Here is a 12,180-nt window from a genome sequence, read left to right as displayed (position 1 = left end):
GGAGACCAGGGCGGATTACCGGTAGAACTCGATGATGAGGTTGGTGTTCACCTCGAACGGAATCTGGTCCGACGTGGGCATGGCGATCACCCGGGTGGTCAGCTCGGCGGGGTTGAAGTCGATCCAGCCGGGCACGATGTGTCCAGCCATCGACTCCATGTTCTCACGCACCAGCTTCTCGACCTTGGGCTTCACCGTCACCACGTCGCCCACCTCGACGCTGTAACTGGGGCGATCGACCTTGCGTCCGTTCACCAGCACGTGGCCGTGCACCACCAGTTGACGGGCGGCCCAGATCGTGCGCGTCAGACCCGCGCGCCGGATGACGTTGTCCAGACGGCGCTCCAGCAGCTGCAGCAGACGCTCGCCGGTGTTGCCCTTGGAGCGGGCGGCGGCGGCCATGTACTTGCGGAACTGACGCTCCAGCACGTTGTAGTGATACCGGAGCTTCTGCTTCTCGGTCAGGCGGATGCCGAAGTCCTTGGGCCTTCGACCGCGGAAACCATGCACCCCCGGAGGCGTCAACTGACGCTTGGCGGTGTGCTTCGGCACGTCCATGATCGGCACGCCGACGCGACGGGAAAGCTTGACCTTCGGCCCCAAGTACCTGGCCATGCGCGACTGTCCTCACTGTTCACGAAACGAAACACAGCAACCGCCCGTGCCTGCCGACTCGGGCGACCTCACAGGGTGGCAGTAAATCAGTCAAACGAGGGGAAGTCAAGGAGCCCGCCCTCACAGCCCTTGGGCGCGGTAGCCCCTCGAACCACTCCCGCCTAGCATCAGGAACTCATCGGAACCGCCGCCACGGGCCGATGATGCTGGTTTCAGCGGGGCAGTAGCTCAATTGGGAGAGCGCCGCGTTCGCAATGCGGAGGTTGTGAGTTCGAGCCTCATCTGCTCCATTGGCGACAGGCCCGCGTCGGATGACGCGGGCCTTGTTCGTTGAGTGGGGGCGTCAGGCCTGGGTACTGGGCGCCGGCCCTGAGCACCGGGGACTGAGCCATTTGGAAACTCCGGTGAGGCCGGCGCCAGCGGGGCCGGCGTCCCACCTGCCACCCTCAGTCCTCAGACCCACGCCTCCCACTGGCCCCATCGACTTCCCCGTCTGACCGGCTTTCATCACGGACCCATGTCACGTCCCGCCAACGCGCCGCCCTCGCTCGCCCTCGGCGTCATCACCGTGGTGCTGACGCTGGTCGGCTGGTCGAGCGTGCCTCTGTTCCTGCGGCATTTCGCCGAGTCGATCGACTTCTGGACCAGCAACGGCTGGCGCTACGGCTTCAGCGCGCTGGTGTGGCTGCCCGTTCTGATCGTCGTGGCATTCAAGCGGGCTCTGCCGCCCGGTCTGTGGCGGGCCGCGCTCATCCCCAGCGCGGTCAACGCGGCGGGACAGGTGTGCTTCACCTGGGCGCACTACCGCATCGACCCCGGTCTGCTGACGTTCGGCCTGCGCAGCCAGCTGCTGTTCGTGGCCATCGGCGCGTGGCTGCTGTTTCCGAAGGAACGGGCGATCATCCGCACCCGCAGTTACCTGCTGGGCGCGGGATTGCTCGTGGCGGGAATGATCGCCGTGATCGCGCTCGACGGCGCGAACGATGGGAACGGTGACGCCGTGCGGACCCTTGCCGCAACGGTGGAAGCCGCCTCCGCCACCGGGGTCGAGCGCGGCACGCGGGCGGCTCACCTCGAAGGCGTCACGCTGGCGATTCTCAGCGGGCTGCTCTTCGCCTGCTATGGATTGGCCGTGCGCAAGTACATGGACGGCATCAACCCCGTGATCGCCTTCGCCGCGATCTGCCAGTACACCGCCGCCGCCCTGGTGGCGCTGATGCTCTTCCTGGGCGTGGAGGCGGGGTGGAGCGTCTTCGCGCTGGGGGCGGACGGATTCCTGGTGCTGCTGGTGTCGGCGCTGATCGGCATCGCCATCGGGCACGTGTTCTACTACATCGCCATCGCCCGGCTGGGCGTGGCGGTGACGGCGGGCGTGCTGCAACTGCAGCCATTCCTGGTAGCGATCGGCTCGCTGGCCCTCTTCAGCGAAGTGCTCACTCCCTGGCAATGGGTGGGCGGGTGCGTGGCCGTGACCGGCGCCATGCTGATGCTGAGCGTGCAGTACCGCATGAGCCGCAGGAAGCCGTCGCTGGAGAAGCCGCTGGCGATCGCGGAAGGGGAGAGCGGGGGGTGACCAACGGGACAGGCGTGTCGCGGGAAGCACCTGCCCCATCGTCGGTGATCATCGAGTCCACATCGCCGTCCCGGTCGATGTTCATCTCGGGGTCGATGCGGGAGCCGAGCCGGAAGTCGCGGCGCTTCTTCGTCAGTGCATCGGTGATCGTCACGATCGCCTGGTCGTACCCGGTATCGATGATGGAAGTGGAGCTGACCGGGGTCGAACCGGCGACCTCTTGCATGCCATTCCGTCCAGGCCGACGTCCAGAACGCGCAAACCACTATAACGTGTGGGTTTGTGGATTGCAAGGGTTTTACTCCTTGGCGCGGTTTTGGCTCGATTTCGGCGGATTGCGCGGTGTACACCGCGCCGGGCGGCGGGCTCCATCGCATGGAAGAAAACGTCGATTCCGTGCCGAGAGGTCGAGGTCGGCGAGGGCGTTCGCCAGTTGGAGAGCGGGGTGGTCGTGGCTTGCGATCGTCAGGTTGGACATCTCATGCCGTCTGAGCACATCGCGGAGTTCACAAGCCGCTGCGGCGAGTTCATTCAGGGACATGGCGTTGCCTCCGTGCTGGTGACCCACAGGGGACGGTCCGTCGTCCGCTCCGGTGCTCAAGCGAGTGCAGGGTACCATATGCGACAGCAGCTCAGTGGGTCTGGCAGGTTGTCCGCCCCCATCCGTTTGGTGTCCGTTCAGGTGCCAAGACCCGAGCAATTCATCGGGTGAAACCAGAGGGGCCGTCACCGCCGGGATCGCCACCCCCAGACCGACCTCCCCCAGGCGGGCCAGAATCCTCTATCATGGCACGCATGCCCCGGACTCGACTTGGCAAGCCTGTGGCCGCTCGGTCCGCCGTCATGACCATCGACGACCTCGCCGCCCACCTCCAGGTGTCGAAGTCCTCGCTCTACAAACTCGCGCAGGACGGCAAGGTGCCCGGCCAGAAGGTCGGCAAGCACTGGCGGTTCCGGCGTCAGACCATCGACAACTGGCTCTCACAGGATCGCCCGGCGCCGCGCGCCCGCCGCCATTGATTGGACTCACCGCATGGCCAAGAACGACACCCCTTCCGCGAACCTCGGCTTCGAAGACCGCCTCTGGCAGGCCGCCGAGAAACTCCGCGGCAACATGGACGCCGCCGAGTACAAGCACGTCGTCCTCGGTCTGATCTTCCTCAAGTACATCTCCGACGCCTTCCTCGAGAAGCACGCTGCCCTCACGGCCGACAAGCACGCCGACGCCGAGGACAAGGACGAGTACCTCGCCGAGAACATCCCGTGGGTGCCGCCAGAAGCTCGCTGGGACTACCTGCAGAAGAACGCGAAGCGCCCCGAGATCGGCACGCTCATCGACAACGCGATGGCTGCCCTTGAACGTGAGAACAATGCCTTCAAGGGTGTTCTTCCGAAGGACTACGCCCGCCCCGCCCTCGACAAGCGTCGCCTCGGCGAGGTCATCGACCTGATCGCCACGATCGGCTTGGGCGACAAGGCCAGTCGCCAGCGCGATGTGCTCGGCCGCGTCTACGAGTACTTCCTGAGCAAGTTCGCCGAGAAGGAGGGCAAGGGCGGCGGCGAGTTCTACACGCCCTCGTGCGTGGTCCGGCTGCTTGTCGAGATGCTCGAGCCGTACACGGGCCGCGTCTTCGACCCTTGCTGCGGCTCCGGCGGCATGTTCGTTCAGGCTCTGAAGTTCGTCGCCGCCCACGCCTCCGGCAACGGTAACGGCACGAAGGCCAAGCGCGATATCGCCATCTACGGCCAGGAGTCCAACTACACCACCTGGCGACTCTGCCAGATGAACCTTGCCATTCGCGGCATCGATGGTGATGTTCGGTGGAACGAGGGCGGCTCATTTCTTCAGGACGCGCACCCGGACCTCCGCGCCGACTACATCATCGCCAACCCGCCCTTCAACATGGAGGACTGGGGCTACTCCAAAGTGAAGAACGACGCCCGCTGGCGGCGTTTCGACCAGTCCGCTGGCAACGCCCAGTTCTCGCTCCCCCCGGGTGGTGAGCGCAAACGCAAGGACGGCTCGACGTTCACCGTCGATGGCGGCAACGCTAACTACGCCTGGATTCTCCATTTCCTCCATCATCTCGCCACCAACGGCACCGCGGGCTTCGTTCTGGCCAACGGCTCGCTCACGAGCAACACCTCCGGAGAAGGCGAGATTCGCCGGGCCATCATCGAGCACGACTTGGTGGATTGCATCATCGCCTTGCCCGGGCAGTTGTTCTACACCACGCAGATCCCCGCCTGCCTGTGGTTCCTCACACGCAGCAAGGCCGCCGACAAGCAGCGCGGCTTCCGCGCCCGCCCCGGCAAGACGCTGTTCATGGACGCCCGCAAGATGGGCCGCCTCATCGACCGCACTCACCGCGAACTCACCGCCGAGGAGATCGACAGGATCGCCCGCACGTACCACGCCTGGCGCGGCGAAGAGGGAGCGGGCAAGTACGAGGACGTGCCGGGGTTCTGCAAGTCCGCCACGCTCGAGGAGATCCAGGCGCACGGGCACGTCCTGACCCCCGGCCGCTTTGTCGGTGCCGAGGAGATCGAGGACGACGACACGCCGGTCGAAGAGAAGATGGCGGAACTCGCGGCGGAACTCTTCGAGCAGATGGCCGAGGCGCAGGACCTGGACCAGAAGATTCGGCAAAACCTGGAGGCGATTGGGTATGCCGAATGATGGCTGGCGCCCCATGTCGTTCACTGACGCCGTGAGCGTCAATCCACACGTACCCCTCAAGAAGGGCACGACATATCCCTTCGTTGAAATGGCGGCCGTCGATCCAGACTCCCGATCAGTCCATGAGTCTGAAGTCCGCGTGCTTGATGGCGGCGGGTCCCGATTCGCGGCAGGCGACACGCTCATGGCGAGGATCACGCCGTGCCTTGAGAACGGCAAGATTGCGAGGTTTCGCCCAATCGACACCACCAGTCCTGGCTTCGGATCGACGGAATTCATCGTGATCCGTGGCCGCAGCGGCGTAACGGACAATGACTTCGCGTACTACCTCACGAAGTGGCCCGCGTTTCGGCAGTATGCAATCTCGCAAATGACCGGGAGTTCCGGCAGACAGCGCGTGCCGGCAGAGTCGCTCTCACACTTCGAGGTTATCGTTCCACCGATCGGCATCCAACGTCGCATCGCAGCGATCCTCGGCTCGCTGGATGACAAGATCGAGTTGAACCGGCGGATGAACCGGACGCTGGAGCGGATGGCGCAGGCGCTGTTCAAGTCGTGGTTCATCGACTTCGACCCCGTCCGGACCAAGGCCGCGGGCGACCCCACCGCCGGCGGCCTGCCCGCCCCGCTCGCTGCCCTCTTCCCCGACCGCCTCGTGGAGTCCGACCTTGGCGAGATCCCCGATGAGTGGGCGGTGCAATCTCTCGATGAGATCGCGGACTATTTGAACGGCCTTGCCTGCCAGAAGTATCCGGCTGTAGAGGGCAAGACGTCGCTACCGGTGATCAAGATCCGCGAGCTGCGGCAAGGGATCACCGAGAACTCCGATCGCGCAACGGCGGAGGTGGCTGCCAAGTACATCATCAACGACGGCGACATTCTCTTTTCGTGGTCTGGCAGCCTGCTCGTCACGATCTGGTGCAACGGGCGAGGCGTGCTGAACCAGCACGTCTTCAAGGTGACGTCGGCAAAGTACCCGAAGTGGTACTACTACCACGCGACCAAGCACCACCTCGAAGAGTTCCAGCGCATCGCGGCGGATAAGGCCACGACGATGGGGCACATCCAGCGGCACCATCTCACCAACGCCAAGCTCGCGGTGCCTCCCGAGAAGCTCATGCTGGCTGCGACCGAGATTCTCGGGACCGCCATCGGTCGCCGCATTAACGCCTTGCGGCAGGCTCGGACGCTTGCACGGCTGCGTGACACGCTGCTGCCGAAACTCTTGAGCGGCGAGGTCGAGGTGTCAGAGGCCGAAGCGGCGATTAGGGAGGTGTCGTGATGTCAACCGCGACACTCACCAGCCTAGCGATGCTCAAGGTGAACATCGACCAGGGGAAGGACTACCTCGACTACTTGCGGCCGTTCGTTCTTCAGGTGCTGGTGGACCATCCGGCCGAGCCAGTGACCGACGCGAGTGTCCGTGATCATCTCAGAGACCAGTTTGGTCTTGAGATTCCCGACCGCGCCGTCCAGATCATCTTGCGCCGACTGACCCGGAATGGTCACATCCGCCGCGACACAGGGATCTACCACATCACGGGCACGATTCCTGACCCGGGCATCGCTTTACAGAAGGCCAATGCTGTCCGCCACATTCAGGCGGTTGTCTCGGACCTCGTCGACTTCTCGAAGCAGACCCCAAGGCCCTTCGGCAGCGACGACGAGGCCGTAACCGCAGTCTGTGCCTTTCTTTCCGAGTTCGACATTCCATGTCTCCGCGCTTACTTGCGCGGAACAGCGATTCCTCCGACCACCGGGAGTCACGGTGCTGACATCGTACTTGTCAGCGAGTATGTCGTTCACCTGCAGAGGACGTCGCCTGAGCGGTTCGAGAGCTTCTTGGTCCTCGTCCAGGGGCACATGCTTGCGAATGCACTGCTGTGCCCAGACCTCCAGAGCGTGCCGAAGACGTACAAGGGAGTGACGTTTTACCTCGACACGCCCCTCCTCGTTCGACGACTCGGACTTGAGGGATTGCCGAAAAAGGCGGCTGCCGAAGCCCTGATTGATCTTCTTCTCCGGCTCGGCGCGAGCGTCGCCACATTCTCGCACTCTCGAGTGGAGCTTGAGCGGGTGCTCCGCGGAGCTGCTGCGCACATCGACTCGGTCAGTGGCCGTGGTGACATTGTCATGGAGGCCCGACGCGAAGGAAGGACAAAATCAGACCTGCTTCTGTTTGCCGAGCGACTCGACGAAGAACTGAGAGTCGCCAAGATCGAAGTGAAACGCTCGCCGCAGTACATTCAGCAGTTTCAAATCGACGAAGCCGCATTCGAGGCCGCGCTCCAGGACGAAGTGTCATACTACAACACGCGTGCTCGCGAGGACGACATCAACTCAGTACGAAGTGCTCTGTAGAAAACCCTCGGATGTTCGGCGCGTGTTCGGTTGCGCCATGGCGCAGAATGTGTTTCATGCTCAGGGATGCAGACCAGTCGATCGCCACGGATGGTGATGGTGGCTGCGTACGCCGTGGCGAAGGCGTCGCTGCCGGCGTACGCGCATCGGTTCAGCCCGAAGAAGTTCACCCAGCACCAGCTCTTCGCGTGTCTCGTGCTCAAGTCGATGCTTGATCTCGACTACCGGAGCGTCGCCGCACTCCTCCAGGACTGCGGCGATCTGTGCCGCTCGATTGATCTCGACCGCCCGCCGCACTTCACGACCCTGCAGAAGGCCGCCGATCGCCTGCTGCGTCAGCCCTTCGCCCGGCGACTTCACGACGAGACGATTCACCTCGCCGAGCGCCGACGAATCCTGAAACGCACCATCCGACTGGCCGCCATCGACTCCAGTGGTTTCGAGGCCAGGCACACCAGCCGCTACTTCATCCGGCGGCGCGAGCGGGGCGAGAAGACCCGCACCAACCCGCTGTATCAGACCACGACGTACCGCCGCTTCCCCAAGGCGAGCATCGTCGTCGATGCCGATTCGCATCTCATTCTGGCTTGGACGGTGACGCAGGGACCATCGTCGGATCTGGTCCGCTTCGCCGACCTGATTCATGAGGCCTGTCGTCGCCGCACGCTGCGGGCCGCGGTCCTCGACGCCGGGTACGACGCGGAATGGATGCATCGATACCTGCGGCTTGATCTGGGGGTGCGGTCGATCATCCCCCCGAAGATCGGGCGACCGACCACTCGTGCCCCGACCGGTCACTTCCGGGCGTTGATGCATCACTCGTTCCCGACGGCACTCTACGGACAGCGTTGGCAGGCGGAGACGGTCTTCAGCATGATCAAGCGGCGGCAGGGCGACGCCGTGAACGCCATCCATCGCCACGCCCAGGCCCGTGCGCTGACCCTGAAAGTGCTTACGCACAATATCATGATCATCAAACGTCATCGGGGAGGTTTTCTACAGAGCAAGTACGAAGCATTTATGTGCTTCGCAGCGGCACTTCGCCCTTCACCGTGGAAGGTGCCCGAGCTGTCCTCGTCTCCAGCAACGCAGGGTTCGCGAGGGCTGCGTTCGAGTATGGGCAGAAGCACCAAGAAACGCGCGAGGTATCGAGCGTGATAACGGACTTCAGCCTCGCAAACATGGCATGGCTGAAGGCGCCGATGGGCGCGCCGGCCATCCCGGCGGCGGAGATTCTCGCGTTCTCCTATGCGGCGCTCCAACCGTCGAAGGAACTGCTCACGAAGTTCCTGTCCGAGATCGACAAGCTCGAGCGGCAGGGCACGATCAGTGCTCGCGACCACCAACTGCTCCGTAGCAGCACGCTCGCGCAAGACGAACTGGTGCGGCTGACGCTCGGGGACGATGAGGCGCTCACGTCGGAGACTGTCACCGAGACGCTGCGTCGTGTCACGGGAGAGCTCAAGAAGGAAGAGTTGAGCCGCCTCGATGCTGAAGCAACGGCCCACCGGACCACGCAGCAGGAACTCCAGGCGGCCCGTGACGAACGAGCACGGATTCAGGAACGGTTGTACTGGCGGTGTGTGCATTACGCCAAGTTGGGGGCATGGGTAGTGTCCGTCGCCGTCGTCCTGCTCCTAGTGGCTGGCTTGGTTGCTGGCATCGGTTTGCGCGCCAGATCGGGATGGTGGAGCTGGATTCTGATATGCGGTACGGGAGCGCTGCTCGTTGGAACCATTCTGAACCTGGTGTTCGGTGCGACGGTCGCCGGTTTGCACGGCTGGATGCGCAACCGCCTCCAGGTCTGGCTCGTACGGCGCGAGGCTGTGGCCGCCGGCATTGAACTGAAGGGCACCGCATGAGCTACCTCGACGAATCCCAGGCCGAGATCGTCGCGGTGGGGTACTTCCGGGATCTGGGGTACGACTACGCCTTTGGCCCGGATATTGCGCCGGACGGCGAGCGCCCCGAGAGGGCCGACTACGCACAGGTCGTGCTGCTTGGGCGGCTGCGGGCCGCGTTGCGGCGGATCAACCCTGACGTGCCGGGGGAGGCAATCGAAGACGCTATCCGCAAGGTCACGCGCCCCGAGAGCCCGTCTCTGGTCGCCAACAACCGCGCGTTCCATCGGCTGCTGGTCGAAGGGGTGGACGTCTCTTGGATGGAGGACGGGCGCGAGAGGCACGGGAAGGTATGGCTGGTGCAGCGAGACCCTGCCCGACTCGACGACAACGAGTTCCTCGTCGTCAATCAGTTCACAGTCATCGAGGATCGGAGGAACCGCAGGCCGGACGTTGTGGTCTTCCTGAACGGCCTGCCCGTGTCGGTGATCGAGCTGAAGAACCCCGCCGACGAGACCACGACTATCCGGCACGCCTTCAACCAGATTCAGACCTACAAGACGGACATCCCGAGCCTGTTCACGTTCAATGAGATCGTGGCCATCTCGGATGGCTTTGCGGCGAAGTTGGGGACGCTGACGGCGGGGTGGGACCGTTTCTCGCCGTGGCGGACGGTCGATGGCGATGCCATTCCGTCTGCCGGCACGGTGCAACTGGAGGTCCTTACCAGGGGCGTGTTCGAGAAGCGCAGGCTGCTGGACTATCTGCTGCACTTCATCACGTTTGAGGATGATGGTCGAGAGGTGGTGAAGAAGGCTGCGGCTTACCACCAGTACTGGGCCGTCAACAAGGCGGTCGGGTGCACTGTGGCCGCGACCCGGCCCGAGGGGGACAAGCGTGCGGGCATTGTGTGGCACACGCAAGGGTCGGGCAAGAGTCTGTCGATGGTCTTCTACGCCGGGAAGATCATCGCACACTCGGCGATGGAGAACCCGACGATCGTCGTCATCACTGACCGCAACGATCTCGACGATCAGCTTTTCGGCACGTTCACACTGAACGGCGACCTGCTGCGGCAGAAGCCGATCCAGGCCGAGAGCCGCGAGCATCTGAAGACACTGCTGCGGGTGGCCGCCGGCGGGGTCGTGTTCACGACAATGCAGAAGTTCGAGGGGGGCGACGCGCTGAGCGATCGCCGGAACATCGTGGTGATCGCCGACGAGGCGCACAGGAGTCACTACGGGTTCAAGGCGAAGATCGACCAGAAATCGGGCGACATCAAGTACGGGATGGCGAAGTACCTGCGCGATGCGCTCCCCAACGCCTCGTTCATCGGGTTCACCGGCACGCCGCTGGAGCTGGACGACAAGAGCACACCAGCGGTGTTCGGCGACTACATCGACAAGTACGACATTCTCCGCGCGGTTGAGGACGGCGCGACCGTGCCGATCTACTACGAGTCGCGGCTCGCCAAACTCGAATTGGACGAGGAGGAAAAGCCGCGGCTTGATCCGGAGTTCGAGGAGATCACCGAGGGCGAAGTGGAGACCGAGAAGCAGAAGCTGAAGACGAAGTGGGCCGCCCTCGAGGCGATGGTGGGAACGGAGAAGAGGATCGGACTTGTCGCCCAGGACATCGTCGATCATTTCGAGAAGCGGCTTGGTGCGATGGATGGGAAGGCCATGATCGTGTGCATGTCTCGACGGATTTGCGTCGAGATGTACGAAGCCATTCGGCGGTTGCGTCCGCAATGGCATAGCGAGGAGGATTCCAAGGGCGCACTCAAGGTCGTGATGAGCGGGTCCGCATCGGACGAACAGGCATGGCAGCCGCACATCCGCACCAAAGCGGAGAGCGAGTCCATCGCCAAGCGCTTCAAAGACCCGAAGGACTCGTTGCGGGTCGTCATCGTCCGCGACATGTGGCTGACGGGATTCGACTGCCCGAGTATGCACACGATGTACGTGGACAAGCCAATGACCGGGCACAATCTGATGCAGGCCATCGCCCGCGTCAACCGTGTGTTCAGGGACAAGCCAGGTGGCCTGGTCGTGGACTACCTGGGCCTCGCGGATGCGCTCAAGCGGGCGCTGCGCACGTACACGGCGAGCGGTGGGAAGGGACAGGCAACGGTCGATCTTGAACAAGCCGTGGCCGTTCTTCTGGAGAAGTACGAGGTAGTCAAAGCGATTCTCCACGGCTTCGACTACTCGGCAGTCCTTCGGGCGGAGCCAGCACGACGGATGTCGGGGATCGCCCAGGCGATGGAGTTCGTGCTGGGGCTGGCGGATGGGAAGAAGCGGTATCTTCAGGCGGTCGCGGCGCTCTCGAAGGCGTTCGCGCTCGCAGTGCCGCACGAGCGGGCGATGGCGATCCGGGATGAAGTGGGCCTGTTCCAGGAGATCCGCGCGGCCCTCGTGAAGGTGGCCGCTTCCGAGGCGGAGCGGTCACCGGAGGATATCGAGTCGGCCATTCGTCAATTGGTGTCGCGTGCCGTCTACCCAACGGAAGTGGTGGACATTTTCGCGGCGGCCGGACTGGAGAAGCCGGACATCTCGATTCTCTCGGACGAGTTTCTCGCGGATGTGCGACAGCTTCCGCAGCGGAACCTCGCTCTCGAACTCCTGAAGCGGCTCTTGAACGACGAGATCAAGACCAGGCTGCGCAAGAACGTCGTGCAGGCAAGGTCGTTCGCGGACATGATCGAGGCGGCGGTGCGGAAGTATCAGAACCGGGCGATCGAGGCCGCACAGGTGATCGAGGAACTGATCGGGATCGCCAAGGAAATGCGGGCTGCGCAGTCCCGTGGAGACGAACTGGGCCTGTCGGATGATGAGGTCGCCTTCTACGACGCCCTTGCCGACAACCCGAGCGCTCGGGAGGTCATGGGCGACGAGAAGCTCCGGCTTCTCGCCCAAGAACTCGTCGACCGCGTGCGGCAGAGCGTGACGATCGACTGGCAGGTGCGAGAGAACGCCCGCGCGCAGATCCGGGTGCTCGTGAAGCGAGTCTTGCGGAAGTACGGATACCCGCCCGACATGGAGCAACGCGCGACGGAACTGGTCTTGGAGCAGACGGAAGCGTTGTGCAAGGAGTGGGCGTAGACCGAG

The 12,180-nt window shown here is 63.7% G+C and carries 9 protein-coding genes and 1 tRNA gene; 9 read left to right on the top strand and 1 reads right to left on the bottom strand.

The features are described 5' to 3' along the window. Positions 1-15: 15 nt before the first annotated feature. A complete protein-coding gene (rpsD, locus tag HRU76_04100; protein QOJ16815.1) occupies positions 16-615 on the bottom strand; it encodes a 30S ribosomal protein S4 in 600 nt (199 codons plus the stop codon). A 217-nt stretch (positions 616-832) separates the two neighbouring features. On the opposite strand from rpsD, the gene HRU76_04095 reads away from it, so the two are divergent. From HRU76_04095 to HRU76_04055, 9 genes are all read left to right on the top strand, one after another. After that, positions 833-905: transfer RNA gene (locus HRU76_04095), tRNA-Ala, on the top strand. A gap of 227 nt (positions 906-1,132) precedes the next feature. Then, positions 1,133-2,188 carry a DMT family transporter gene (locus tag HRU76_04090; GenBank protein ID QOJ16814.1) on the top strand — a complete coding sequence of 352 codons (1,056 nt, stop codon included), beginning with the start codon at positions 1,133-1,135 and terminating at the stop codon, positions 2,186-2,188. Positions 2,189-2,983: 795 nt separating this feature from the next. Beyond that, complete coding sequence (locus HRU76_04085) at positions 2,984-3,208, top strand: helix-turn-helix domain-containing protein (protein QOJ16813.1); 225 nt, start codon at positions 2,984-2,986, stop codon at positions 3,206-3,208. A 13-nt stretch (positions 3,209-3,221) separates the two neighbouring features. Further along, positions 3,222-4,868, top strand: a complete 1,647-nt coding sequence (locus HRU76_04080) for an SAM-dependent DNA methyltransferase (protein ID QOJ16812.1) — start codon at positions 3,222-3,224, stop codon at positions 4,866-4,868. A gap of 13 nt (positions 4,869-4,881) precedes the next feature. Next, positions 4,882-6,150 carry a restriction endonuclease subunit S gene (locus HRU76_04075; GenBank protein ID QOJ16811.1) on the top strand — a complete coding sequence of 423 codons (1,269 nt, stop codon included), beginning with the start codon at positions 4,882-4,884 and terminating at the stop codon, positions 6,148-6,150. Then, on the top strand, positions 6,150-7,229 hold the full coding sequence (locus HRU76_04070) for a hypothetical protein (protein ID QOJ16810.1): 1,080 nt from the start codon (positions 6,150-6,152) through the stop codon (positions 7,227-7,229). Before HRU76_04075 ends, HRU76_04070 begins: the two co-directional genes overlap by 1 nt. A 66-nt stretch (positions 7,230-7,295) precedes the next feature. After that, complete coding sequence (locus HRU76_04065) at positions 7,296-8,387, top strand: transposase (protein ID QOJ16809.1); 1,092 nt, start codon at positions 7,296-7,298, stop codon at positions 8,385-8,387. A gap of 23 nt (positions 8,388-8,410) precedes the next feature. Next, a complete protein-coding gene (locus HRU76_04060) occupies positions 8,411-9,091 on the top strand; it encodes a hypothetical protein (protein ID QOJ16808.1) in 681 nt (226 codons plus the stop codon). Then, positions 9,088-12,174, top strand: a complete 3,087-nt coding sequence (locus tag HRU76_04055; GenBank protein QOJ16807.1) for a type I restriction endonuclease subunit R — start codon at positions 9,088-9,090, stop codon at positions 12,172-12,174. The genes HRU76_04060 and HRU76_04055 overlap by 4 nt, the downstream gene beginning before the upstream one ends. Positions 12,175-12,180: the final 6 nt, after the last annotated feature.

The sequence above is a fragment of the Phycisphaeraceae bacterium genome (assembly GCA_015709595.1).
Lineage (GTDB): Bacteria > Planctomycetota > Phycisphaerae > Phycisphaerales > SM1A02 > CAADGA01.
This window is presented reverse-complemented; position numbering and strand designations above follow the sequence as displayed.

Excerpts from the sequence above, each read along its gene's own strand:
- HRU76_04060 (QOJ16808.1), top strand. The coding sequence starts at position 8,411 with ATGGCATGGCTGAAGGCGCCGATGGGCGCGCCGGCCATCCCGGCGGCG.
- HRU76_04065 (QOJ16809.1), top strand. The coding sequence starts at position 7,296 with ATGCAGACCAGTCGATCGCCACGGATGGTGATGGTGGCTGCGTACGCC.
- HRU76_04090 (QOJ16814.1), top strand. The coding sequence starts at position 1,133 with ATGTCACGTCCCGCCAACGCGCCGCCCTCGCTCGCCCTCGGCGTCATC.
- HRU76_04080 (QOJ16812.1), top strand. The coding sequence starts at position 3,222 with ATGGCCAAGAACGACACCCCTTCCGCGAACCTCGGCTTCGAAGACCGC.
- rpsD (QOJ16815.1), bottom strand. The coding sequence starts at position 615 with ATGGCCAGGTACTTGGGGCCGAAGGTCAAGCTTTCCCGTCGCGTCGGC.
- HRU76_04075 (QOJ16811.1), top strand. The coding sequence starts at position 4,882 with ATGTCGTTCACTGACGCCGTGAGCGTCAATCCACACGTACCCCTCAAG.
- HRU76_04085 (QOJ16813.1), top strand. The coding sequence starts at position 2,984 with ATGCCCCGGACTCGACTTGGCAAGCCTGTGGCCGCTCGGTCCGCCGTC.
- HRU76_04055 (QOJ16807.1), top strand. The coding sequence starts at position 9,088 with ATGAGCTACCTCGACGAATCCCAGGCCGAGATCGTCGCGGTGGGGTAC.
- HRU76_04070 (QOJ16810.1), top strand. The coding sequence starts at position 6,150 with ATGTCAACCGCGACACTCACCAGCCTAGCGATGCTCAAGGTGAACATC.